The organism is Wenyingzhuangia gilva, from assembly GCF_030519655.1.
Classification (GTDB): Bacteria; Bacteroidota; Bacteroidia; order Flavobacteriales; family Flavobacteriaceae; genus Wenyingzhuangia; species Wenyingzhuangia gilva.
The window spans coordinates 159700-183840 of the sequence record NZ_JAUMIT010000003.1 but is presented as its reverse complement, the minus strand read 5'-3'; the positions used below and the strand labels follow the sequence as shown (position 1 = coordinate 183840).

At 31.0% G+C, this 24141-nt stretch carries 26 protein-coding genes and 1 tRNA gene; 7 read left to right on the top strand and 20 right to left on the bottom strand.

What is annotated here, in order from left to right; genetic code table 11:
- Nucleotides 1–26: 26 nt before the first annotated feature.
- From QVZ41_RS07845 to ribB, 5 genes are read left to right on the top strand one after another with little or no spacing between them, the layout of a single operon-like run.
- Entirely contained in the window at nucleotides 27–413 is a 387-nt protein-coding gene (locus tag QVZ41_RS07845) for a diacylglycerol kinase family protein (RefSeq protein ID WP_302884001.1), read from the top strand.
- 35 nt (nucleotides 414–448) lie between these two features.
- Nucleotides 449–2908, top strand: coding sequence for a DNA translocase FtsK 4TM domain-containing protein (locus tag QVZ41_RS07840; protein ID WP_302884000.1), 2460 nt, complete (start codon nucleotides 449–451; stop codon nucleotides 2906–2908).
- A gap of 1 nt (nucleotide 2909) precedes the next feature.
- Nucleotides 2910–3542: an outer membrane lipoprotein periplasmic chaperone LolA1 gene (gene lolA1 / locus QVZ41_RS07835; RefSeq protein WP_302883999.1), complete on the top strand. Its 633-nt coding sequence runs from the start codon at nucleotides 2910–2912 to the stop codon at nucleotides 3540–3542.
- A 12-nt stretch (nucleotides 3543–3554) separates the two neighbouring features.
- Entirely contained in the window at nucleotides 3555–4994 is a 1440-nt protein-coding gene (locus tag QVZ41_RS07830) for an LptF/LptG family permease (protein WP_302883998.1), read from the top strand.
- Complete coding sequence (gene ribB, locus QVZ41_RS07825) at nucleotides 4987–6138, top strand: 3,4-dihydroxy-2-butanone-4-phosphate synthase (RefSeq protein WP_302883996.1); 1152 nt, start codon at nucleotides 4987–4989, stop codon at nucleotides 6136–6138. The genes QVZ41_RS07830 and ribB overlap by 8 nt, the downstream gene beginning before the upstream one ends.
- Before the next feature lie 31 nt (nucleotides 6139–6169).
- On the opposite strand, the gene pepE is transcribed toward ribB, so the two are convergent.
- Nucleotides 6170–6868: a dipeptidase PepE gene (gene pepE, locus QVZ41_RS07820; RefSeq protein ID WP_302883995.1), complete on the bottom strand. Its 699-nt coding sequence runs from the start codon at nucleotides 6866–6868 to the stop codon at nucleotides 6170–6172.
- A 123-nt stretch (nucleotides 6869–6991) separates the two neighbouring features.
- On the opposite strand from pepE, the gene QVZ41_RS07815 reads away from it, so the two are divergent.
- Complete coding sequence (locus QVZ41_RS07815) at nucleotides 6992–9109, top strand: TonB-dependent receptor family protein (RefSeq protein WP_302883994.1); 2118 nt, start codon at nucleotides 6992–6994, stop codon at nucleotides 9107–9109.
- 54 nt (nucleotides 9110–9163) lie between these two features.
- On the opposite strand, the gene lgt is transcribed toward QVZ41_RS07815, so the two are convergent.
- From lgt to QVZ41_RS07785, 6 genes are all read right to left on the bottom strand, one after another.
- Complete coding sequence (lgt, locus tag QVZ41_RS07810; RefSeq protein ID WP_302883993.1) at nucleotides 9164–9976, bottom strand: prolipoprotein diacylglyceryl transferase; 813 nt, start codon at nucleotides 9974–9976, stop codon at nucleotides 9164–9166.
- Entirely contained in the window at nucleotides 9973–10218 is a 246-nt protein-coding gene (yidD, locus tag QVZ41_RS07805; RefSeq protein ID WP_302883992.1) for a membrane protein insertion efficiency factor YidD, read from the bottom strand. Before yidD ends, lgt begins: the two co-directional genes overlap by 4 nt.
- A gap of 16 nt (nucleotides 10219–10234) precedes the next feature.
- Nucleotides 10235–11713, bottom strand: a complete 1479-nt coding sequence (cysS, locus tag QVZ41_RS07800) for a cysteine--tRNA ligase (protein WP_302883991.1) — start codon at nucleotides 11711–11713, stop codon at nucleotides 10235–10237.
- A 120-nt stretch (nucleotides 11714–11833) separates the two neighbouring features.
- Nucleotides 11834–12508, bottom strand: a complete 675-nt coding sequence (locus QVZ41_RS07795) for an FKBP-type peptidyl-prolyl cis-trans isomerase (RefSeq protein WP_302883990.1) — start codon at nucleotides 12506–12508, stop codon at nucleotides 11834–11836.
- Between the two features lie 7 nt (nucleotides 12509–12515).
- Entirely contained in the window at nucleotides 12516–13040 is a 525-nt protein-coding gene (locus QVZ41_RS07790) for an FKBP-type peptidyl-prolyl cis-trans isomerase (protein WP_302883989.1), read from the bottom strand.
- The gene (locus tag QVZ41_RS07785; RefSeq protein ID WP_302883988.1) at nucleotides 13030–14061 is read right to left on the bottom strand and encodes a DHH family phosphoesterase; all 1032 of its coding nucleotides are present in this window, start codon (nucleotides 14059–14061) and stop codon (nucleotides 13030–13032) included. Before QVZ41_RS07785 ends, QVZ41_RS07790 begins: the two co-directional genes overlap by 11 nt.
- Before the next feature lie 88 nt (nucleotides 14062–14149).
- Between QVZ41_RS07785 and QVZ41_RS07780 the strand changes: the two genes are divergently transcribed.
- Nucleotides 14150–14575, top strand: coding sequence for a nucleoside-diphosphate kinase (locus QVZ41_RS07780; protein ID WP_302883987.1), 426 nt, complete (start codon nucleotides 14150–14152; stop codon nucleotides 14573–14575).
- On the opposite strand, the gene QVZ41_RS07775 is transcribed toward QVZ41_RS07780, so the two are convergent.
- From QVZ41_RS07775 to trxA, 13 genes are all read right to left on the bottom strand, one after another.
- Nucleotides 14572–17328, bottom strand: a complete 2757-nt coding sequence (locus tag QVZ41_RS07775) for an outer membrane beta-barrel protein (RefSeq protein WP_302883986.1) — start codon at nucleotides 17326–17328, stop codon at nucleotides 14572–14574. The two genes, QVZ41_RS07780 and QVZ41_RS07775, sit on opposite strands and share 4 nt — an antisense overlap.
- 202 nt (nucleotides 17329–17530) lie before the next feature.
- Nucleotides 17531–17842 carry a nucleotidyl transferase AbiEii/AbiGii toxin family protein gene (locus QVZ41_RS07770; protein ID WP_302883985.1) on the bottom strand — a complete coding sequence of 104 codons (312 nt, stop codon included), beginning with the start codon at nucleotides 17840–17842 and terminating at the stop codon, nucleotides 17531–17533.
- 115 nt (nucleotides 17843–17957) lie between these two features.
- Nucleotides 17958–18347, bottom strand: a complete 390-nt coding sequence (locus QVZ41_RS07765; protein WP_302883984.1) for a HigA family addiction module antitoxin — start codon at nucleotides 18345–18347, stop codon at nucleotides 17958–17960.
- Between the two features lie 155 nt (nucleotides 18348–18502).
- Nucleotides 18503–18937, bottom strand: a complete 435-nt coding sequence (locus QVZ41_RS07760) for a hypothetical protein (RefSeq protein WP_302883983.1) — start codon at nucleotides 18935–18937, stop codon at nucleotides 18503–18505.
- Between the two features lie 180 nt (nucleotides 18938–19117).
- Nucleotides 19118–19510 carry a phospholipase D-like domain-containing protein gene (locus QVZ41_RS07755; protein WP_302884188.1) on the bottom strand — a complete coding sequence of 131 codons (393 nt, stop codon included), beginning with the start codon at nucleotides 19508–19510 and terminating at the stop codon, nucleotides 19118–19120.
- A gap of 197 nt (nucleotides 19511–19707) precedes the next feature.
- The gene (locus QVZ41_RS14600) at nucleotides 19708–19863 is read right to left on the bottom strand and encodes a DUF4357 domain-containing protein (protein WP_420896127.1); all 156 of its coding nucleotides are present in this window, start codon (nucleotides 19861–19863) and stop codon (nucleotides 19708–19710) included.
- A complete protein-coding gene (locus tag QVZ41_RS07750) occupies nucleotides 19860–20105 on the bottom strand; it encodes a hypothetical protein (protein WP_302883982.1) in 246 nt (81 codons plus the stop codon). The genes QVZ41_RS14600 and QVZ41_RS07750 overlap by 4 nt, the downstream gene beginning before the upstream one ends.
- Before the next feature lie 400 nt (nucleotides 20106–20505).
- A complete protein-coding gene (locus tag QVZ41_RS07745; RefSeq protein ID WP_302883981.1) occupies nucleotides 20506–21432 on the bottom strand; it encodes a HipA domain-containing protein in 927 nt (308 codons plus the stop codon).
- Between the two features lie 57 nt (nucleotides 21433–21489).
- Nucleotides 21490–21759: a HipA N-terminal domain-containing protein gene (locus tag QVZ41_RS07740; protein ID WP_338140794.1), complete on the bottom strand. Its 270-nt coding sequence runs from the start codon at nucleotides 21757–21759 to the stop codon at nucleotides 21490–21492.
- Nucleotides 21756–21953, bottom strand: coding sequence for a type II toxin-antitoxin system Y4mF family antitoxin (locus QVZ41_RS07735; protein WP_073117779.1), 198 nt, complete (start codon nucleotides 21951–21953; stop codon nucleotides 21756–21758). Before QVZ41_RS07735 ends, QVZ41_RS07740 begins: the two co-directional genes overlap by 4 nt.
- A 226-nt stretch (nucleotides 21954–22179) precedes the next feature.
- A complete protein-coding gene (locus QVZ41_RS07730; protein WP_302883980.1) occupies nucleotides 22180–23349 on the bottom strand; it encodes a site-specific integrase in 1170 nt (389 codons plus the stop codon).
- 221 nt (nucleotides 23350–23570) lie between these two features.
- Nucleotides 23571–23644, bottom strand: a tRNA-Asp gene (locus QVZ41_RS07725).
- Between the two features lie 170 nt (nucleotides 23645–23814).
- On the bottom strand, nucleotides 23815–24132 hold the full coding sequence (gene trxA / locus QVZ41_RS07720) for a thioredoxin (protein ID WP_073120423.1): 318 nt from the start codon (nucleotides 24130–24132) through the stop codon (nucleotides 23815–23817).
- Between the last annotated feature and the right edge of the window lie 9 nt (nucleotides 24133–24141).

Here is a 24141-nt window from a genome sequence, read left to right as displayed (position 1 = left end):
GTCATGACAAGCCTTTTTCTTATAACATGGAAACAAAAAAACAAAATTTTGTAGTTAATAGAATAGAAAGCTTAAAGTATGCCATTGTAGGTGCTTTGTATTTAATTAAAACTGAAAACGCTATTAAAGTACATTGTACAAGTACTTTATTACTGAGTATTTTAGGTTATTTTACAGAACTTAGCAGAATTGAATGGATGTTTCAATTTTTAGCCATTGGACTTGTTATTAGTGTAGAGGCATTAAATACTTCAATAGAAAAAATAGCTGATTTTATTCAACCTGATTTTGATAAAAAAATAGGAACAATTAAAGATGTAAGTGCTGGTGCCGTTTTATTTGCAGGCTTATTTGGAGCCATCATTATTGGCTTTATTTATATCCCTAAATTAATGCTTTTCCTGTATCAGTAATTCTGTATCTTTACCAAAAATTTTATCGTCTTTAAATGCCCAAAAAAAGCAACAAAAAAGTTACTAAAAATACAGAACGAAAAGAAAAGCTACGAGAATTTGCAAACAACAGGCAAACTCAGACCGTTTTCGGTTTATTTATGCTGTTATTTAGTATATTCTTATTTACCGCCTTTATCTCTTTTTTCTTTACTTGGCAAGCCGATCAATCTACCGTTAATCAACTAGCTAATAAAGCTATAGAAGCTCAAAATTTACTTGGAAAATTAGGAGCTAACTTAAGTTACTTCTTTATTTATAAAGGTTTTGGAGTTGCTGCCATTCTTATTCCAGTTCTTTTATTTTTTACAGGGCTCTATATTTTATTAAAAATACCAATCAAAAAAATTTTTAAATCTTGGAACTGGGGAATGTTGGGTTTAATTTGGACCGCTACAACTTTTGGTTTTTTTGCTGATAAAAATGCTTTGATTGCTGGAGTGGTAGGTGTTGAATTAAACAGCTTCTTAATTCCATATCTTGCTCCTTTAGGATTGATTATTTTAATTGTTTTTGGATATGCCACATACTTTGTGATTCGTTTTAAAATCACACCTGAAAAAATTAAAGGATGGTTACCTAAAAAAGAAGACATCAGTGAATTAAAGAATAGTTTTAAAGCCACTGAGTCAGATGAAAACCTTGATGATGAAGAGGATAACAAAGATTCCGAAGAAAAAAATACCAGTATCAATGATGAAAATGAAATTATCAAAGAAAAGATAATTTCTTTAGATGAGTTTGAAGAAAAAGACCAAGAAGTAAAACCAACTTCCACTTTTGAAATGGCAGTAAAAAATGTAAGCCCTACCATTCAAAATCACTCAAACATCAACGTCTCTAAAAAAGAAGAGATCAAAGAAGAGCTTAAGATTGATGTAGAACAAGTAAAAAAAGAAGAAATTACAACTTCTAATTTATCAGATCAATTAGTCAAAGATTTTGGAGAATTTGATCCTACTTTAGATTTAGGAAACTATAAGTTCCCTACTCTAAATCTACTTAGAGAATTTGATGATAGTATTTCTGTTGATGCAGGAGAACTTGAAGCCAATAAAAATAAAATTGTTGATACCCTTAACAATTACAAAATAGGAATTGCACAAATTAAAGCAACGGTAGGACCTACTATTACTTTGTATGAAATTGTGCCTGAAGCCGGAATTAGAATTTCTAAAATTAAAAACTTAGAAGATGATATTGCATTGTCTTTATCAGCTTTAGGAATTCGTATCATTGCTCCAATTCCCGGTAAAGGAACTATTGGTATAGAAGTTCCTAACCAAAAAGCAACTGTAGTTTCTATGAACTCGGTAATTGCATCAAATAGATTCCAGCAATCCAAAATGGAATTGCCTATTGCTTTAGGAAAAACCATTGCTAACGAAACTTTTATTTTCGATTTAGCCAAGGCTCCTCACCTATTAATGGCAGGTGCTACTGGACAAGGTAAATCGGTAGGGCTAAATGCTATTTTAACCTCATTGTTATATAAAAAACATCCTGCAGAAATTAAGTTTGTATTGGTAGATCCTAAGAAAGTGGAATTGACATTGTTTAACAAAATAGAACGTCACTACTTAGCCAAATTACCAGATACTGATGAGGCCATTATTACAGACACCACCAAAGTAGTACATACTCTAAACTCTCTGTGTATAGAAATGGACAATCGTTACGATCTACTTAAAGATGCCATGGTTCGTAACATTAAAGAATATAATGAAAAATTCAAAGCACGTAAGTTAAATCCTAATGAAGGACATAAATTCTTACCATACATTGTTTTGGTGATTGATGAGTTTGCTGATTTAATTATGACTGCTGGTAAAGAAGTAGAAACACCTATTGCTCGTTTGGCTCAATTAGCCCGTGCCATTGGAATACATTTAATTGTAGCCACACAAAGACCTTCTGTTAACGTAATCACAGGAATTATTAAAGCCAATTTCCCTTTAAGAATTGCTTTTAGAGTAACTTCTAAAATAGATTCTAGAACCATTTTAGATGCTCCAGGGGCAGATCAATTAATTGGTCGTGGAGATTTACTAATTTCTAGCGGAAACGATTTAATTCGTGTACAATGTGCTTTTGTAGATACTCCAGAGGTTGAAAAAATTACTGACTTTATTGGTTCGCAAAGAGCATACCCAGAAGCATACCAATTACCTGAATATGTTGGTGAAGATGGAAGTGGTACAGAACTTGATATTGACATTGCCGACAGAGATAAATTATTTAGGGAAGCAGCTGAAACTATTGTGATTGCACAACAAGGATCGGCTTCCTTATTACAACGTAAATTAAAATTAGGCTATAACAGAGCAGGGAGATTAATAGATCAATTAGAAGCAGCAGGAATTGTAGGTCCTTTTGAAGGAAGTAAAGCCAGACAAGTTTTAATAAATGATTTAGCATCTTTGGACCAAATGTTGGCCGATGAAAAAAACAATTAACATGAAAAAAAACATCCTTATAGTTTTTACCTTATTTTTAAGTTCTTTAGGTTTTTCACAAAACGCTCCTAAAGCACAAGCTATTTTAGACAAAGTTTCTAGCGAATTAGAACAATACAAAAACATTACGATTCAGTTTACACACACTTTAGAAAACAAAGCTGTAAACATCAAACAAACCAGTAAAGGTTCTGCCATTATTGAAGGTGATAAATATGTATTAAATTATTTAGACAACATTATTTTATTTGATAAAAAGAACAATTATGTGATTTCTCCTGAAAATGAAGAAGTAAATATTACGCCAGCAAGTGATATTAGTGATGAAAGCATTACGCCTTCAAAACTACTGAGTTTTTACAAAAAAGGATATACTTATCAATTAGATAAAAAAGAAGGTGTTGTTCAATTTATCAAGTTAACTCCTACGGAAAAATCAGAAGAAGTTTCTCATATTTTGTTAGGAATCAATACTCAAAACAATCAAATTACTTCATTAACAGAAGTAGGAACCAACGGAACAAACACAAATTTTACTATTACATCATACAAAACAAATCAACAATTAGCCCCTAATACTTTTGTTTTTAATAAAACAAAATATGTATCATTAGGGTATTATATTAATGAATAATCCCTCTTTTTGTTGAAAATCCTAGACAAATATTTAATCAAGAGCTTTTTAGTTCCCTTTTTTGCTTCATTCTCCATTGTAATGTTTGTATTGGTTATGCAGGCTATTTGGTTAATGTTTGATGAATTAGCAGGGAAAGGAATAGGTATTGTTATTATTATAAAATTTTTATGGTACATGTGCTTGTATGTAACGCCACAAGCTTTACCAATATCTGTACTACTATCTTCCATTATGACCTTGGGAAATTTAGGAGAAAACTATGAGTTTGCAGCTGTTAAATCTGCTGGAATTTCATTTTTCAGATTCCTAAGACCTCTTATCATCTGTGTAGGTTTGATATCACTTGCAAACTTCTTTTTAATTAACTACGTTTATCCATACGCCAGTTTAAAACAAAAAAACTTATATGTAAACATCAAAAAAACACAACCTACTTTGGCTTTGGTAGAAGGTAGTTTTAACGATGAAATTCCAGGATATAGTATCAAGTTTTCAAAAAAATATGGAGAAGAAAACAACTTATTAAAAGATGTTTTAATCATAGAAACCAAAGGATCAAAAGACGATCAAATTACTATCACCGCTAAAAAAGGAAAAATTACAACTGAAGAAGGAAGTAAATACATGACCTTAATTTTAGATGATGGTTATTATTTTGAAGACCACACCAATGATCAAAGAAAACGTGCAAACAGATTAAAAATGCCTTCTTCCATGGCAAAATTTGATAGACACACCGTAAATATTGATATTTCTGACTTAACTAGTGGTGATTTAGAAGAAGAAAAACATAAATATCACTACACCATGAAAAACATGGGACAGCTAAAAGCTAGTTCTGATAGTTTAAAATACAATTACGATAAATACATCGACACCAAACTAAGATCTATGCAATCTAATATTTTAGTTAACGAAATGTCTAAAGAATTAGATACTACAAAATACAAGCCCTTGCAAAAAAATATTTTAGATAATTTTACGGATGGTAGTAAAATAAATATTTTAAGTCAGGCTTCAAGAGCTGTTGAAAACAAATTAAAGGACATAGAAGGCTATAAAGATTACTATAAAAGAAAGCGTAAAGACTTAAATAATCATGATTATCAATTTCACTTTATTTTAACGAATTCTTTTTCTTGTCTTCTTTTATTTTTTGTGGGAGCTTCTTTAGGCTCTATCATTAGAAAAGGAGGATTTGGAATGCCTATGATTATAGCTATTATTATTTATGTAGCTTATTATTTTATCAACACCTTTGGAAAAAATGTTGCTGAAGAAAGTAAAATTAGTGCCTTTTTAGGAGGATGGTCAGGAACATTAGTAATGCTACCATTGGCCATTATTTTTACGATAAGTGCCTCTAAAGATATGGGATTCGTTAAATTTGATGTAATTTTAACCCCATTTAAAAAACTATTCAATAGATTTAAAAAAACAAATGAATAATACCGAAAATACACCCCAAATAAAGTTAGATTCTATACAAGAAGCCATTGAAGACATTAGAAATGGAAAAATGATTATTGTTGTAGATGATGAAGACAGAGAAAATGAAGGTGACTTTATTGCTGCTGCCGAAAAGGTAACACCTGAAATGATTAATTTCATGGCTCAACATGGTCGTGGATTGATTTGTGCTCCTTTAATAGAAGAACGTTGCGAGGAATTAGGTTTAAATATGATGGTGTACAATAACACTGTTTTACATCATACTCAATTCACCGTTTCAGTAGATTTAATTGGTCATGGATGTACCACAGGAATTTCTGCTCACGATAGAGCTAAAACCATTTATGCTTTAACACAAAACGAAACCAAACCTTCTGATTTAGGAAGACCTGGACATATTTTTCCGTTAAAAGCTAAAGAAGGTGGCGTATTAAGAAGAACTGGACATACAGAAGCAAGTGTTGATTTAGCTCGTTTAGCTGGATTAAAACCTGCTGGAATCTTAGTAGAAATTTTAAATGAAGACGGTAGCATGGCTCGTTTGCCACGTTTAAGAGAAGTTGCTGATAAATTCAATTTAAAATTAATTTCTATTGAGGATTTGGTTTCTTACCGTATGCAACACGATTCTTTAATTAAAAAAATTGAAGATTTTGATATTGACACTCGTTTTGGAACTTTTAGATTAAGAGCCTATAACCAAACCACCAATAATCAAATTCATTTGGCTTTAACCAAAGGATCCTGGACAAAAGACGAAGAAGTATTATGCAAGGTAACACCTAATGCTTTTGGAAACGACATTCTAAATACTTTAACTACTGGTTCTGAAGATAAGTTGACAAGAATTTTTGACAAAATCAATGAAGAAGGAAAAGGTGCTGTGGTTTTTATCAACCAAGAACAATTAACCTTTAATCTTAAAAAACGCCTTACAGACCTTAAAAACACTCAAAAAGGAATTGCTCCAGAACAACCTACAAGCAATCCTATGGATGAAAAAGATTTTGGTATTGGAGCCCAAATTTTACACAATATAGATGTTAACAAACTAAGATTACTAACCAACTCTCCTGCTAGTAAAAAACGTGTAGGTATTACAGGTTATGGGTTAGAAGTAGTAGAAAGAATAAATTACTAAACAAAAAAGCTGAGCAAATGCTCAGCTTTTTTTATGCTTTTAAATTTGTATTGGCTTCAATTAATTTTACGGTTTTATTTTCAAACCAATAAGCATATTCCCCTCCCCTTAAAAAGACATCATCTCCCTTTACTCTTAACCAACTACCTTCTTGTAGTCCAATAACCGGAGTACTTTCTATGCATTGAAATTCTTTTATTCTGGTCTCTCTAGTTTCTCCTTTGTGAGTAGAGTTTTTATCAGCAGGTATAAAATGTGCATTAAAGTTAAAAGGAACAATTCCTAGAGTTTTAAAACTAGGAGGAAGCACTATTGGCATATCATTAGTAGTTTGCATAGTTAAGCCTGTAATATTAGTCCCTGCACTAGTACCCAAATACGGAACTCCTTGATCAATAACTTCTTTTAGTACTTCCAACAAACCAAATTCATACAACTTACTGACTAATAAAAAAGTATTCCCACCTCCTACAAAAATACCTTTGGCTTTTTTAATAGCCTCCTTTGGATCTGAATATTCATGAATTCCTTTCACCTCTATTCCTAAAGTACTAATGGCTTCTTGTACTGCATCTGTATACTCATCAAAACTAATTCCACTTGGTTGTGCATAAGGAATAAATAAAATTTCTTCAATGTCTTTGTATAACTTATCTATAGTAGGAATTAAATATTCTAAATACTCAGATCCATGTACACTTCCTGAACTCGCTAATACTAGGTTTTTCATAGCTCTTTAATTTTAATACTCTAAGATATTAATTTGAACTTAAAGACTTATCTTCTTTATAAAAAAGAGTAACCTTAAAACTAAAATTATAAATTAGTCTTTTTATTATTTTAATCTCTTTTAATGATTTCATTCAAAACAAGAATCCTTTTTACTTTTCACCTATTATCTTCTATCGTCTGTTACAGTCAATCAAAAAATAGCGAAAAAACAATAACAGAAGGTAATACATCAGAATTAAATGAAGTGGTCATTAGTGTTAGAAACAACGCAAAAAAAAACAAACAGATAGCAAGTACTATTGATACCATTTCGTCAAAAGAATTAGAACGTGCTAATAACACCAATTTTGCTCCTGTTTTAAATAGAATACCTGGTATTTTTATGCAAAGCGGATCATTAAATACCAATAGAATTACCATTAGGGGTATTGGTGCTAGAAACCTATATGGTACTGCTAAAATTAGGGCTTATTATAAAGACATTCCTTTAACCAACGGAAGCGGAGAAACCAATATTGAAGATTTTGAATTGGCTTCTATTGGAGCCATTTATATTATAAAAGGAACAAGTGCTCTTAAATATGGAGCGGGTCTTGGCGGAGTTATCCAAATAAAACCTCATGAATCTAACGGAAACCAATCAAGTATTTTTAATCAACTAACCATTGGTTCTTTTGGTTTATCAAAAGGAATTTTTAAAGTAAATTATAGTACTAAAAAAAATAATATCCAAACTATTTATAGTGATACCCACAGTAATGGCTACCGTGAAAATAATGAGTATAACAGACAAACTTTTACTGTAAGCACTAACCATTACTTTGGTAAAAATGATGAACTATCCCTCCTATCTAGTTTTGTAGATTTAAAAGCTTTTATTCCAAGCTCCATCAATCAAAATGATTATAAAAACAATCCAAAAAAAGCTGCTTTTACTTGGAAACAAGCAAAAGGATATGAAGATGTTATAAGAGGACTTCTAGGTCTCTCTTGGAAACATCAATACAACAATAATCTTATTCAAACCACTAGTGTTTTTTCCTCGTTTAAAGAGGCTTACGAGCCAAGACCTTTTGACATTTTAAAAGAAAAAACTCACGCCATAGGGATTAGAACAAAGCTATTAGGAAACCTAAAACTATGGAACAGTAATTTAGATTATACACTAGGAGGAGAGTTTTTTAAGGACACTTATCAATATCAAAATTATCAAAATCTATATCAAGATTATCCTTCAGGAACAGGGAGTGTTCAAGGGAATGAATTATCAAACTTTAAAGAAAAAAGAAACTACTACAATCTGTTTTTAGAAAGCAACTACCAACTTTCGCTTAAAACAACTCTTTCTGTAGGTCTAAACCTAAACAAAACTGCCTACAATTTAAAAGACAACTTTGCTTTTTCATCCTCCAATCCAGATCAGTCAGGAAATTTTAAATTTAAAAACATTCTTTCTCCAAAATTTGGAATCTCATATAACCCTTTAAAAAACATCCGTTTATATACTAGTATCAATCACGGATTTTCTCCCATCACTTTAGCAGAAACCTTGCTACCTGATGGACAAATTAACAACAACTTAAAACCTGAAACAGGTTGGAACTATGAAATTGGAACGCGTGGAGAAATGTTAAGCAATCGTTTACAATTTGGTCTTGCTTTATATAGTTTAAACATCAAAAATCTATTAGTAGCAAAGCGTACTGCCCAAGATCAATACATAGGTGTTAATGCTGGAAAAACACAGCACAATGGTTTAGAACTAACACTAAATTATTATTGGTTAAAGAACAAAAAACTATCTATTAGTTCCTTTACCAATTATACGCTCAATCATTTTACGTTTAAAAAGTTTATAGATGACAATAAGGATTATTCTGAAAATGATTTAACAGGAGTTCCTTCTGATGTTTTTAATACTGGAGTTGATTTTAATTCTAATATAGGAATCCATGGAAACCTCAACTATCAATACGTTGGAAGCATGCCAATAACAGATAGCAACAGTCTATATTCTGATAGCTACAGACTCACAAATTTAAAACTTGGTTATACTATAAGCCTTTTTAAAAAACTTGATTTAGATACCTTTATAGGAATCAATAATATTTTTAACAAAGCATATGCCTCACAAATATTAATCAATGCTTCAGGATTTGGAAATAGTGCACCTAGATATTATTATCCAGGAAACCCTTTGAATTATTACACAGGAATAAACCTAAAGTATTTATTCTAATTTAAACATATTATCAAACAAAAACGACCACTAATATTAGTGGTCGTATTTTATTTATTTCTTTTTGGCCTTTATCATAAAGTAAACCCCTATTATAATTAAAGGAATACTTAAAATTTGTCCCATATTTAAGATCATTCCTTTTTCAAAATCAACCTGATCTTCTTTAAAGAACTCAACCACAAAACGAACAGACCATAGTAGAGCAAAAAAGGTTCCAAATAGCAGTCCTTGCTTTTGTGCTGCATCGGTTTTCCAATACATATAAAAAAGAATAACAAATACTATTAAATAACCAAATCCTTCATACAATTGTGTTGGATGTCTAGGAAAATTTTCTCCTAAATTTGCAAAAATCACCCCATAATTTGTTCCTGTTGGATGTCCAATAATTTCTGAATTCATCAAATTCCCCAAACGGATAAACAATCCAGCAATAGCAACGGTAATCCCTACCCTATCCAAAATATAAAGTAAAGGTTTGTGCATTACTTTTTTAGAAAAATACCACAAAGAAGCAATAATCCCTATGGCTGCTCCATGACTTGCCAATCCTGCAAAACCAGTGAATTTAAAAGTAGGCTGAAATTTAAAAGGCAACAAGATTTCTGCTGGATGTTGACTAAAATAAGCCCAATCGTAAAAGAAAACATGTCCTAATCTTGCTCCTAAAATGGTAGCAAAGACTACATACATTAATAGTTTGTCTAATTTTTCTAATTCTACCTTTTCATGAATAAAAATTCGCTTCATAATTTGATATCCCAATGCAAACGCAATTACAAACATCAAACTATAATATCTTATTACAAAAAAACCTAAGTCAATCCCTAAAGAGGGATCCCAAGTAATGGCTAATACATTCATATCTCTTTTTTATTTTGTTTTTCTGGTACAGGATCGTAACCACTGCCTCCCCATGGGTGACAACTTGCAATTCTTTTAATAGCCAACCATCCACCATAAATAATGCCATGCTTTTGCAAAGCTTCTATGCTATAACTAGAACAGGTAGGTAAATACCTACACGTGGCAGGTGTAAAAGGAGAAATGGCTCCTTGATAAAATCTTATCAATAGGATAAAAGGAAATATTAATATCTTTTTCATTCTATCCATTCTTAATTTATTCTACAACAAAAGTAGTTCCTTCTTTTCCATCTTTTAATTGAATCCCTAAAGCTTTTAATTCATCACGAATCAAATCACTCATCGCCCAATCTTTATTATCTCTTGCTTGCTTACGCATTCCAATTAACATATTTACCACTCCCTCTAATTTGTTAGAACCCTGCTCAGTAGTTTCTGTTAACAAACCTAACACATCATAAACAAAAGCATGTAAAGTGTTTGTAAATAAATCTAAATCTTCTTGTGTTAAACTTGCTTTACCTTCTTTTAATAGATTGATGTTTTTAACAGCATCAAACAAATTAGCAATCAATACAGGACTATTAAAATCATCATTCATCGCATCATAGCAAGCCTGCTTCCAACTCTTAACATCTATGGTTGATGTTTTAGATGCCGTGATGTTAGATAGATACTTTAACGCTTCTACCAATTTATGATATCCTTTTTCTGATGCCTCTAAAGCTTCACTAGAAAAATCTAAAATACTACGATAATGTGCTTGCATCATAAAGAAACGAACAACTGCTGGCGAAAATGGTTTTGATAAAATAGCATTCTCTCCAGTAAAAATTTCTCCTGGTAAGATGTTATTCCCTGTTGATTTAGACATTTTTTGTCCGTTCATGGTTAACATATTCGCATGCATCCAATAATTTACAGGATTGTGACCGTTACAAGCTTCTGCTTGCGCAATTTCACATTCGTGATGAGGGAATTTTAAATCCATTCCTCCTCCGTGTATATCAAACTTTTCTCCTAAGTATTTTGTACTCATAGCAGTACACTCTAAATGCCAACCTGGGAAACCAATTCCCCAAGGAGAAGGCCAGCGCATAATATGTTGTGGACTTGCTTTTTTCCACAAAGCGAAATCTTGAGGATTCTTCTTTTCCGATTGTCCATCTAACACACGAGTGTTATGAACCGCATCTTCTATTTTTCTACCAGATAAAACTCCGTAAGTTTTACTTTCATTGTATTTTAAAACATCAAAATATACAGAACCATTTACCTCATAAGCCAATCCTTTGTCTAAAATATCTTTAATAATTTCAATTTGCTCAATAATATGTCCTGTAGCGGTTGGCTCAATACTTGGCGGTAAATTATTTAATTGTTGTAAAATATTATGGAAGTCTAAAGTGTAGCGTTGCACCACTTCCATCGGCTCTATTTTTTCAACACGAGCTTTTTTAGCAATTTTATCCTCTCCTTCATCAGCATCATCCTCCATATGTCCTGCATCAGTAATATTACGAACATAACGTACTTTATATCCCAAATGCTGTAAGTATCTAAACACCAAATCAAAACTCATAAACGTTCTTACGTTTCCTAAATGCACATTGCTATACACGGTAGGTCCACATACATACATTCCCACATTTCCTTCGGTTACCGGAGAAAAAGTTTCTTTTGTTTTGCTAATTGAGTTGTATACTTTTAAAGACTGATCTTGAAATAAGCTCATGGATTTCCTTTTAATTTTAAAAGCGTAAATATAAACTTTCTGTATTGAATATAGTAGCAAGAAAAAGCCCAATTAAGAAATTCTTAATTGGGCTTTTTATTTTATGACTTAAGTATCAAATTACTTTTTTACGATCTCTAATAATTCAACAATAAAGATAATATCATCACCATTACTTGGCTTTTGATCTTTATAAGCTAAATCAGCAGGAATAATAAGCTTGTACTTAGAACCTACAGACATTAATTGTAATCCTTCTGTCCATCCTGGAATCACTCTATTTAATGGGAATTCAGCTGGAGTTCCTCTTTCTACAGAGCTATCAAAAACTTCACCATCAGGTGTAGTTCCATGGTAGTGCACTTTTACAGTACTTGTTGCTACTGGCTTTTCTCCTGAACCTTCAGTAATTACTTGATATTTTAAACCGCTTTCAGTAGTTTCTACAGCAATAGACTCGTCTACTTTTGTAAAATCTCCAAGATCTCTCTTATACTTTGCATTTTTTGCTTCAGCTATTTTCTTAGTGTAAGCAATTAATATTGGAGCTAAATCTTTTTGATCTAACAAAGTTGTAGCAGTATCTTGAGATTCTTGTAATGCTTGATTAAAAACAGCTAAGTCTAAATCTTTAAAATCTTCACTTACTTTAAAGTTTGCATTAATATATGCTCCTAAAGCATAACTTACTGAATCCATTTCAGTTTCTAATTTTGTTTTCTTTGCTGCTTGTTGGTTACAAGACACCATTCCTGTAACTGCTAATCCTAAAGCTAATCCTTTAATGATATTCATTTTCTTGTTATTTATTAATTTTTAAAAGTTTAATATTTACTATTATGGGTGTGTTAGCACCTATTTTATTACCATCTCCACTAAATCCGTGGGATACAAATGAACTAAAAATAAATTTAAATTCCTCATCTTCTTGCATTAATTTAAGTCCTTCCTCGATTCCTTTTGTCTCATTTGATTTTCCAACCTTTATTGTTTGTTGTATTTCACTGTAAATCAATTCGTTTTTTAAATTAAAAACTGTTTTAGTGTAAGTAACCACATCGTTTTGTTGCACTTTAGTAGTTAATAAATCCGATGTTTTTACTTTAGCGTAGGCAAAACCATAAGGAGAAAAGGTATAGTTAAACAAAGTATCATTTGTAATGTACTTTTTGATGCTGTTTTCTTCCTCTGCTTGAATGATTTTATTTAAAGCAATAGAATAATCATATTTAGAAGATGATTTATTTTTATTAATAGGTCTTCTTGCTTTTGCGTTGTTACAGGAAACAAAAACTATTCCACAAACAAGTAGCCAACTATATTTCATATGAAACCAACAATTCTTGTTTATAATTAGGTACTATTGATACAAATTTATCAACAGTTTCTTGCAAACTATCCACTGATCTTCCTCCAGCAGCATTGTCATGACCTCCTCCATCAAAGTGATTTCTTGCAAATTGATTGACTGAAAAATTTCCTTTAGATCTAAATGATATTTTTACAATTCCTTGATCTGTATCCTCAATAAAAATACCCGCCAATACAATTCCTTTTAAAGACAATGCATAATTTACAATTCCCTCTGTATCTCCTTTGTTATAATTATACTGCTTTAATTCTTCTTGCGACAAAGTAATATAAGCTGTTTTACAATCTTCTAGCAAGACCAAATTAGTTAAAGCCTTTCCTAACAGTTGTAATCTGCTGTATGAATTATTGCTAAATACCTGATTGTGTATATCAGCATTTTTAGCTCCTTTATCAATCAAGTCCGCAATAATTCTATGGGTTGTACTTGTAGTTGACGGAAAACGAAAAGAACCCGTATCTGTCATAATACCAGTATAAATACTAGTAGCAATATCTTCATCAATCAAATCTGTTTGTCCTAAAGCATCAATATAATGATAAACCATTTGACAAGTAGAGCTAATTGAAGTATCAGAATAAGTAACCATCGCAATATCATCTGGTTGTTGATGATGATCTATCATGATAAAATCTCCTGTAAAGGTTTCTAATCCATTTTGCATATCATCGCCTACTCTGTGCAAAGCATTAAAATCTAATAAAAAAATCACATCTGCTTCGTTAATTGCCTTTTTAGATTGAATATTTTGTAAATCATACCTATAAACTTCCTCAGCTCCTGGTACCCATGCAATAAAATCTGGAATTCCATTAGGCAAAACCACTTGTACTTGATGACCTAATTTTTTATAAAACATAGCCATAGCTGTAGTAGATCCAACTGCATCACCATCAGGGTTTTTGTGTGCTACAAACACTATTTTTTTTGGCTCTTTAAAATACGTTTTTAAAACGTTAATATCATTTGTATTCATAAGCTGCTAAAATACAATTAAAAATGAGTATGCAAAGCAGCTAATATTTTTTTGAAAAAAGTATCTTAGCACTATAAAACATATCAACATGGCAAATAACAGAACCTTTACTATGATTAAGCCTGATGCTTTTGCAAAAGGCAATACTGGAGCTATTATTCAGAAAATAACCAATTCAGGATTTAAAATTGTTGCCCTAAAACTAACAAAACTTAGCTCAGAACAAGCGGCTGAATTTTATGCTATTCATAAAGAAAAAGTATTTTATAATAAACTTATTGATTTTATGACTAGTGGACCTATTATTGCTGCTGTTCTTGAAAAGAAAAACGCAGTGGATGATTTTAGAGCTTTGATTGGAGCCACCAACCCAGAAGATGCCGCTGAAGGTACCATTAGAAACTTATTTGCTACCGATGTAACCTTTAACGCCATCCACGGCTCTGATAGTGATGAAAATGCAGCTATTGAAACTGCTTTTCATTTTAAAAATGATGAAATTATAGCGTATTAAAATCTACGTCCTCTATAATTTCCTCTACCTCCCCTAGAATTACCTCTATCACCTAAGGTATTAAACTTCCAACTAAACCCAAGCATAAAGTATTGTTTTAACACAGTACTTTGTGAATCTTCTATATAGTCTGCATTTGCAATTCTTCTTACATTAGTATTTTGATTTAATAAATCATATGCAGATAAAGAGATAAGCCCCTTATCCTTTAATACGGCATATGATAAAGTCATATTCCAAAACCATGCACTTTTTTGAAATCCATCTGCAACATTTGGATTATAATTGTAATTAAGATTGTTTCTCCACTCTAATCCTTTAGGCACCATGGTAGTGGTATTTAAATCAATTCTATGAGACGTTATATTTCTATCACCTAAGTTAGCAAGATCATATTGACTATTAGAGTATGATATATTATACCTTGTATCAATATCCAGAACATCTCTCAACTCATACCTTAAACCAATATTGGGATTCAAAGAAATTGTCTTACTTGCATATAACACATTGTTATTATAGTTTACAGATTTTCTATAACTTGGACCACCACCTAGTCTTATATCTAAAGAAGATACATCTGTAAATTTAAACTTTTTATTAGCTCCAATCCCTCCAGAAATGCTGTAATTACCATCTACGTTAGCATAAGTAGTTCTTCTTTGTCCAGAAAGAGAATCAATTTCAGTTCTTCGCACTGTTTGATCTTGTGTTAAATTCCCGTTAACATAACCATAAAAACCCGTTTGGTTTTGAAAATCAAAATTATTAAAAAACATATTAAAGTCATGATCTTTCTGAGGTTTAAGATTCGGGTTACCTTGTACCGTATTGTCTGGGTCATTAACATTTTCAAACGCTTGTAAGTTTGATAAACTAGGTGGGTTATTTCTTAGATTATATCTAAAATTAAATGATGATTTTTCACTAAAACTATATCTAAAGTTTACATTTTGTTCAAAATTATTAAATTGTCTTTTAATACTATAAATAGGTCTTAGATCGTCTTTATTTTCCATAGTTCTAAAACGATATGAGCTATTAAGTCTTAATCTTATTTTTTCTGTTGAATAATTAAATCCTATTCTTGGTATATGACTTTGATCAGTATTTGTAAAATCTGTACTTAAATTACTGATAAACGAATTATTATTAGTTCGATCATATGATTTTTTATCAGATGAATTTTGATTTCTATTATATGAGTATCCAAAGTCAACAAATAACTCTTTTGGAAGAATTGGCAACCTATACGTAAAAGAAGTTCCAATGTTTTGTGAAGTATTGTCTATATCAGCATACAAATCTCTATCAACATTTTGAGAAGAGTCTTGGATTACATTAGTACTTGTTTTGTTAAAATCCTCACTGTCCGAAGCACTAACACTTAAATCTGCTCCAACTCTAAAAAAACCTCCTTTAGAACCATACCTTCTTGTCACATCAATATCAGTACTTATACTTCTATTATTACTTTCTACATTAGACGACGAATTAGACTCTCTAATTAGGTTTTGATTTTCATCTACAGTAATTCCATCATTTTCAAAAAAAGTATTACTTTTTGAAAACCTAAACGAAGGAGAAATGTTAATCAACCAAGTAGAGTCTTTTTTAATATCTACCTCAAAATTTGCAGAATGATTGTCATTAGTTGTTGATGATTTATTGTTAGAAGTAGAAAAGTTACTAAAAGTAGGAAAAAGATTCTCTCTTTCACTTGATGACTCATTTTCAGAATCACTTCTTGAGTAAAAGTAATTAGAAGTAAACTCTACATTTTTCCCATAATCATCTGCATAATTAACGCCAACATTATCTGAAGTCACAATACCTTGTCCTCCTCCAAAATTTCTAGGGCTAACTCCTCCTCCAAACATTTCTCTAATTTCTCCAAAACTAAAGCCGGGAGAATTTACATTATTCCCCCCTAAAAGAGCACTAAATTTTTGATCATTGTCAAAACGGTTATACATTCCTGCATATTGATATCTACTATCTGTTCCTACTCCTGCACCAGCTCTTCCAAAAACTCCTTTATTGTTTTCTTTTTTAATAACAAGGTTTACTGTTTTATTCTCTCCATCACTATCTTCACCAGTAAAAGCTTGCGATTTACTTTTGGTATCTAAAACTTGAACTTTTTCAATAATATCTTTAGGAAAGTTTCTAGTAGCGATCGTAGGATCATTTCCAAAAAAAGGCTTTCCATTAATTAATACTCTATTTACAGGCTTTCCGTTAATAGTAATATTTCCTTCTGCATCGACTTCGGCTCCAGGTAACACCTTAATCAAATCTTCTACATTTGCATCTTTCTTTGTTTTAAAAGATTTGGCATTAAATTCTATTGTATCTTTTTTAATTGTAATAGGAGGAGATAATTTAAGTACAACTTCATTTAACTCATTTGCATCAGGTTTTAACAAAACCTCTTTCATGTCTATCACAGCTTGTTTAGTTAAATCTAAATCTTTATGATATGATTTGTAACCTACGTAAGTAATATTAAAATTTAACTCAGCATCTTTAGTACTACCCTCTAATGAGAATTTTCCCTTGTCATCGGTAATAGTATAGCTAACAACAGTACTATCCTTTTTTCTTTCTAAATAAACTGTTGCAGATTCTAGTGGAGACTTATCATCGTTAGAAATTAAAGTTCCTGACACCTCAAACCCTATTGATTTTAACGACTGAGCATTGGTGTGCTGTAAAAATAAAATAATAATGATAAAGAAAAGTTTTTTCATAGTATTTGTTTTGCTGTTTTTTATTCACTAACAATACTATGACTCTAGGAATGTTATAAAGTTTAATATCTTTATTTTTTTCTTTAACATTAATGGATCACAGCCAAGGGATCAATCACAAAAGTTGTGTTTGAATTAATATAGTTTTAGCTTTGAGGTTTAAATTTATTGGTATTGGAACTTACTTTAGACCTTTTAAAGCTTATACTTCCTGAATTTTTAATCGACAACTATGGGAAACACAAAATGTTCTGTATAATAGATATCTAGTTTTAGTACATTGTCTGGACTTATTCCTACAAAAATAGGATCTTCCAAACACCACTTCTCCCACTGAGGTTTTATCTACATAAGGAAATGTTTTGTGTAATCTGTTTTCTAGTTTCTTAAAATCAATACTTACATAGGCTTCGTCAGTAAATAAGTCTATATCTATCGATTCTCTGTGACCATATTGCAAGCTTAATGATGTCCCCCCTACCAAACGAAAGGTATTGAATTCATGCTTATTCAATCCTTTGTTTTCTTTTTTTGTTGAATGAACGTGTAAAGTTTGGAGACTCTTTTATGGTGTTATTAATTGTATTAACTAAGGATTTACCGTAAAAGCTTATGATTTCTTCTTTTTCTTATTCGTTCCCTCTTTCTAAAACTCTTTTAATAATCGCTTTTTTATTTTTATTCCAATCTATTTTATCAAAAGTTGTATCCCAAAATAATACTTTCCTTATGTTATTTAAGTTTGGTGTATGTTTAGAAATGGAATCTAACTTTTGATTGACTTCATAACTTGCTTGTAGTAGCATAAAATAATCTGCTTCTGTATGAAAATAGTTGGCTAGTTTGATAGACAACTCAGGATTTACCCCTCTTTTTTGATTTACAATAGCACTAATAGTTTGCTTGTGCTCATTTATTTCCATAGCTAATACGGAGCTTTTTATATTGTTACGTTCTAATTCACGTTTTAATATCACCCCAGGATGAATTCCTTTAATTTTAGCTAATTGAGGTAACATAAGTCTTTTGTTTTTACAATAATACATATTTCAACTAGTAAACAAGAACGTTTACCTATTAAGTCACCAAAAGATTGAGCTACACACTTAAAATATATTCAATAGCCTGTCTAATTTTAACAACAATTCCTTGTATCTGATTTCTAAAATATAACTTATCGTTTGTTTCTTTTTAGTTTGTAGTTTTTTTTATAATACCTGTATTTAGGTATTTTATTTTCCACAATTTCAATTCCTCTATTCCTTAATATCATTTCAATTAGTTCATGTGTTTGATCAAATTGAAGCGCTAAATCTTTGATTGAAACACCTTTTAAATACCTCTCTTGTATTTTTTTCTGATCAAATTCTGTTATATGTTTTATCTCTGAAATAGATTCTTTCGGAAGTTTTGTCTGGTAGTTTTGTAATACTTTAAGTATGTCCGATAAAACAGAAGGATTTATTTTTATCGATTCTGATTTTTTCTCAGTGTTTAAAATTGTTTGTACAATTTCTATATAAAGTTGACCATTATCGTGTTTTACTAAGTCTATTAGAAAATCACTTTTGTCAAATTCAAGTTGAGTGGTTTCTAGGATCTTTTTCATTAGCTTTTATCTTTTATGTCATTTTAAAAACATTGTGTATCACACAATAGTTACATAAAATCAAATAATTACACATTAAATATAGTAATATTTAGATACTTAAACACAAGACAATCAACATTGTAAGCCTTGGTTACGATCGTTTTATGATTCTCAACCTCTAATAGGTTTAGGTTTCTATTAAATAAATTTAGTATCCAAATCATTTAATAGGTTTTCAATCATTAATTTGTGATTTGTTTTAATCACGGATTCTGAATTATTTTTTCTTGTATTTACTGTCCAATTATAGGAACCATCAAAACCAGTATCATTATCAATTATACAATACTTTTGATGCTTCATCCCATATCCTTTTCCTTTGATTTTAGTTATCATCCCGCCCAATTTTAATAACTCATTAAAATCTAGCTTTTCATTATCTTTATTATCACCAATAACAACAGATACTGGTATACCATCTTTTTGCTTTTCTACTAATATATCAAGCAACTGCTGATCAGTAAACCATGCAGTAACTATAATAATATTTTCTTTAGCATTATTTAAACTTTGTGATAAGGAATTGAAAATTTACTCCCCTTTTAAAACGGATTGTTTCATTTTAACCTTTTTAGGTAAACTTATAAGAAAAGTTTACATAGCGTTTTTCGGCTAATATAAAAAGTATTTGAATACGTTAAACTGTTAAAAATTAGTTTTAATGATGTTTGTTAAAAAACAACTTTTAGTTTGTGAATATAATGCATTTATTTTGATGTAATTTAATTTTATTCTCTACTTTCTTGTGTCTCTTTAAAGCTTTTTCCACTCTTAGTGACCCATTCTATAAAACCATTAGCATTTCGCCCTAAAACCATGTTTGCTGCAGCACTAGGGCTATTAAAAACAGCATCCTCAGTAAAAACAAGTTTGTCTTTGTCTATTTTAATATTTCTGTTTCTAACAATTTACGTCTCATTTTCTTATAGGTTTCTGTACAAGAATTTGACAATGTTTTTTTGGCTTCACTTCCTTTTAGCACAATATATCCTTGGTCGGTTTCTACCATAGTTGCTCTAAAGGATTTTGTTTTTATATCGTACGTTTCTTGTATTTGATTCGATATTTCTTTTTCACTTTCTAGAGACTGATTTACTGTAGAAGAAATTAAAAAATTGAATCCCATTACACGTAGACAATTTTATTGATGTTTGTTGGGTTTAGTATGTATTTGTGTGGGTGGGGTGCATTTTTGGTAGTAGGAATCTGGTAGTTGGTAGTTGGTAAAAGGACTATGGGTAGAACGATGAGTAGTGAGTGGTAAGGAAAATTAGAAATTCTTTACACTATAATTCATCTATTATGTTCTTTTGCCTTGTATGTGAACTTGTAATTATAAGTATTATCTCTTCATTTCGTCTTGATACTTCGACTAGCTCAAGTACAAAACGAACCAAAAAGTCAAATACAAACCTGTGAAATTGCTGTGCACCCCTCACTCCGTCAATTTGTACCTGTCCACCATCTGGCTCGTTCATTATTTCTTGGGTTGAACGTTAAAATATAAAAATCGGCATATAGTATAGTTAATACTTTACTTTAGAAAACCTATCTTCTAACAATACTATGTATTTCTTCTTCATCTCCTCACTTAAAAAAGATTGATGAATCAAGTCTGTCGCTATAGATTTCTTTTTAGAAAAACGTTTAAATACTCCAGAGATTTGTTTAGATGTTAGTAACAGATTTTCGCCGATTTTTTCAAAATCAGATTTATTTAAATTACTTTTTTTACCACAGATCGTTAAGGCTGATTCTTCTTTGTCTGCTGGATTTACAATGGCTACATTTAACAAATCATAAGCTGGAGCTAATTTCCAATTCCCTTGCTGCTCTATCATGGAAAAGTTTTTTAGATGCATGTTGTTGTTTCCTGTTAGGTAAGAAAATACCACCATTTCAAAAAAGAACAATTTGTCTAATTGGGTGTTGGTTGCATGGGTATGTAAAGCTTTTCCTATGCGTTCTATAGAACTTCTGTATTTATCAAAAGCTTCTGTTATCTGGAAGAAATCTAACATATGGATTTTGTCTCCCTCCATAGTTCTGTCTATACGTTTAGTGATGTAAGACAATTCTCCAGATTTTAAGCGAATCAAACTAGAAGGCACTACCTGAATCCCGAAAGCTTCTGCCATTCGCATGGTGACATGTTCGTTTTCGGGCATTTCTTGGTAATTTTTGTTTGGTGGTTTGAAAATGTAATTTCCACCCAAAGCTCCTAATACTGTTAAGCGAGAAGTGGTACTATTAAAATCCATCGATAATTTAGGCTGTACTCCTGGTACGGAAATATTTCGCTGTATAGTTTCTTTGGCCAAGCTTTCCATTTCTTCAAAAGAATATTCTAATACTGGTGAAGTCTTGGTTCCGAAAAACTCAAGACTACAAGTGTTATGAAAATCTTTTTCCTCTTTGTCTAATTCTTGATAACAATACAAACACTTATTCATCTGTTTTACTGTTTAAAGGATGAATACTTACCGCTCCAATACAATTGGAACAACAAGTTAATAATACCCCATTCTATCATTTGGATTGATTTTCCAATTTTTGGTTGCTATTTCTAACAACCAACCTTCGGGAATTAAACCTTCAAAAAAAGGAAACAATCGTTTTTCTTTGTAAATGGTTTCATCTACCGGAAATGAAAAAGAAATAAACTGTTTTGGATATTGAGTGATGTAATCTTTATCGTACTCAAACCAATATTCTCCTTCGTCTGTTTCTGTTAACACACCCACATGTATTTCTTTGTATAAAACATTTGCTTGCCTCATGAGTTTGTTATTTTGGTTGGCGTTAGTTCATGTCCAAACATAGCCAAAACAAGGTTTACTTTGTCTAGATTTAAATTTGTTTTCCCTTGTTCTATTTTACGAATTACCGTTAAAGCCACCCCTACTCTATCCGCAAACTCTTCTTGAGTTAACCCGACTTCTTTACGTTTCTCTTTGACAAATTCAGCAAGCATGATTATATGTTTTTAGATATACTATTGATACAAATTATATGTAAATGAATATAATTTAATTCAAAGCTATATATTTATATGTAAAAAAATATAATTAAATAATCTTTAATAGAAGGTTTTGGTTATTGCTAAATAAAGCTATTCTAAGCTACTGAAATATCTTTAGCATGATGGAATTACAACAAAAAATGTACTATACAGCACTTTAAGCCTTGTTTTAAATGATTTACAACCTTTTGTCACTATAATTCTTATCAAAAGCTACTAAATTAAATAATTGTCTCATTCTAGAACGAACTCTGAAACCGTAACGTTTATCAATTTCTTCTGCATTGAGGTTGGTGGTAACAAAGGTTAAATTTTTAGTAATGCCACAACAATCTGCAATTTCTTTTAAGTAGCTATTTACCTTTTGATTAGAGATGGTGGGAAAGATTTTATTGAAATCAATTTTTCGGTAGTTTTCGGTAGATGATTTTATCAACTTTTCAGCAGGTTCTAACAAAGGTACTTTTACAGAAGTTCCTGTTTTTTGTCTTTTAGTGAAAATCCAATTACTTCCATCAATTCCTTTTAAAATATTATCTGGAGATAAATTTCTGGTATCGATGTAAGATAAATCTGTATAACAACTAAATAAAAACAGGTCTTTTACCAAACGTAATCTTTCTATTTTGGGTTGATATTCATTGATAGAAAGAAGCTCTTGTTCTGATAAATATTCTCGTTGTTTCTTTTCGATAGTAGGAGAGAACCTTATAAAAGGGGCTTTGTCTATCCATTCCATTTCAATAGCCATTTTAACCATTTTACGTAGTCTTTGAATGTGTTTCATTATCGTATTGTTCTGAATGCTTGCTTGTCCATTGGTAGGCTTGAAATTGCGTAGATATGATTCAAATCCTAATAAAAATTGATAGTCTAATTCTTTAAGATATAAATCGGTAGTTTTTAGTAGTTCATTTAGGTAAGAAAAAAGGTATGTTTGAGAAGTTTTGTAACTACGTAAAGTGTCTTTATGGATTTTTTTCTCTACAAATTGGTTGTGATAAGCCACTAAATCTTGTAAAGTTTTATGTTTTTGGTCTGTTCCTAGATATCTAGACTTTACTAATTGAGCTGTGATTAGTTTTTCCTCAAGCTCTAACTCTCTATAAGCTTTGGCAATTTTAGACTCTTCTTCTTTAAGAAACTGATTTAAAATCCTTGCTTCATTAGAATTTCCTCTAATTTTAGATTTGGAAATATCCCATAAATCAATTTTAATTTTCTTGTTTAAACTAATATTAGATCGTTTAGAATTAATGGTAATTCTAAAATAAATAATTGCGTATCCTGGTTCAATCTTTTGTGTGTACAACCAGATAAGTAATGAATAAGTGTTTGATGATACCATAGTAATCGTCTTTTGTGGTGAAACATAGGACGAAAGTCAAAATCAAACTAATAGTATCTTTTCAAGGTAAAGAGGTTAGTAATTTTAAGCTTAAAATTATACTAACCGAAATACTTACCTAATATATAAAATATTTTGGTTTGTATTCAAATCAGCATAAATAAAAAAACCTTATAAACATAAAGTTTATAAGGTTTTGTAAGAGTTTAATGTTTCTCTTGCGGTCTGGACGGGACTCGAACCCGCGACCCCCTGCGTGACAGGCAGGTATTCTAACCAGCTGAACTACCAGACCGTTGCTGTTAGCGGTGGCAAATATACAACTAAATCACAGTTAAGCAAAGGCTTTCTTAGCTTTTTTCATATTTTTTTTAGTCAAAAATGATACTTTACTTAAAACCAGAATTTTAGACATAAAAAAAGATTACCATTGGTAATCTTTTTTTATCTATGATAATAGAAGAATTAGATAGCAGCATCAATTTTTGCTGCATATGTTGCTTTTGGTGCTACACCTACTTGCTTATCTACTACTTCACCTCCTTTGAAAACTAATACTGTAGGAATGTTACGGACACCGTATTTTGCTGCAAATTCCTGATTTGCATCTACATCTACTTTACCTATAACAGCTTTTCCTTCATATTCTTCAGTTAACTCATCAATAATAGGAGCTACCATTCTACATGGACCACACCAAGCTGCCCAAAAATCTACCAATACTGGCTTATCTGATTGCAATACTACTTCTTCAAATGTTGCATCTGTAATTTCTAATGCCATAATTTTATT

Coding starts and splice junctions, on each gene's coding strand:
- QVZ41_RS07845 (WP_302884001.1), top strand. CDS start 27: ATGGAAACAAAAAAACAAAATTTTGTAGTTAATAGAATAGAAAGCTTA.
- QVZ41_RS07840 (WP_302884000.1), top strand. CDS start 449: ATGCCCAAAAAAAGCAACAAAAAAGTTACTAAAAATACAGAACGAAAA.
- lolA1 (WP_302883999.1), top strand. CDS start 2,910: ATGAAAAAAAACATCCTTATAGTTTTTACCTTATTTTTAAGTTCTTTA.
- ribB (WP_302883996.1), top strand. CDS start 4,987: ATGAATAATACCGAAAATACACCCCAAATAAAGTTAGATTCTATACAA.
- pepE (WP_302883995.1), bottom strand. CDS start 6,868: ATGAAAAACCTAGTATTAGCGAGTTCAGGAAGTGTACATGGATCTGAG.
- QVZ41_RS07815 (WP_302883994.1), top strand. CDS start 6,992: ATGATTTCATTCAAAACAAGAATCCTTTTTACTTTTCACCTATTATCT.
- lgt (WP_302883993.1), bottom strand. CDS start 9,976: ATGAATGTATTAGCCATTACTTGGGATCCCTCTTTAGGGATTGACTTA.
- yidD (WP_302883992.1), bottom strand. CDS start 10,218: ATGAAAAAGATATTAATATTTCCTTTTATCCTATTGATAAGATTTTAT.
- cysS (WP_302883991.1), bottom strand. CDS start 11,713: ATGAGCTTATTTCAAGATCAGTCTTTAAAAGTATACAACTCAATTAGC.
- QVZ41_RS07795 (WP_302883990.1), bottom strand. CDS start 12,508: ATGAATATCATTAAAGGATTAGCTTTAGGATTAGCAGTTACAGGAATG.
- QVZ41_RS07790 (WP_302883989.1), bottom strand. CDS start 13,040: ATGAAATATAGTTGGCTACTTGTTTGTGGAATAGTTTTTGTTTCCTGT.
- QVZ41_RS07785 (WP_302883988.1), bottom strand. CDS start 14,061: ATGAATACAAATGATATTAACGTTTTAAAAACGTATTTTAAAGAGCCA.
- QVZ41_RS07780 (WP_302883987.1), top strand. CDS start 14,150: ATGGCAAATAACAGAACCTTTACTATGATTAAGCCTGATGCTTTTGCA.
- QVZ41_RS07775 (WP_302883986.1), bottom strand. CDS start 17,328: ATGAAAAAACTTTTCTTTATCATTATTATTTTATTTTTACAGCACACC.
- QVZ41_RS07765 (WP_302883984.1), bottom strand. CDS start 18,347: ATGTTACCTCAATTAGCTAAAATTAAAGGAATTCATCCTGGGGTGATA.
- QVZ41_RS07760 (WP_302883983.1), bottom strand. CDS start 18,937: ATGAAAAAGATCCTAGAAACCACTCAACTTGAATTTGACAAAAGTGAT.
- QVZ41_RS07750 (WP_302883982.1), bottom strand. CDS start 20,105: ATGGGATTCAATTTTTTAATTTCTTCTACAGTAAATCAGTCTCTAGAA.
- QVZ41_RS07745 (WP_302883981.1), bottom strand. CDS start 21,432: ATGAATAAGTGTTTGTATTGTTATCAAGAATTAGACAAAGAGGAAAAA.
- QVZ41_RS07740 (WP_338140794.1), bottom strand. CDS start 21,759: ATGAGGCAAGCAAATGTTTTATACAAAGAAATACATGTGGGTGTGTTA.
- QVZ41_RS07735 (WP_073117779.1), bottom strand. CDS start 21,953: ATGCTTGCTGAATTTGTCAAAGAGAAACGTAAAGAAGTCGGGTTAACT.
- QVZ41_RS07730 (WP_302883980.1), bottom strand. CDS start 23,349: ATGGTATCATCAAACACTTATTCATTACTTATCTGGTTGTACACACAA.
- trxA (WP_073120423.1), bottom strand. CDS start 24,132: ATGGCATTAGAAATTACAGATGCAACATTTGAAGAAGTAGTATTGCAA.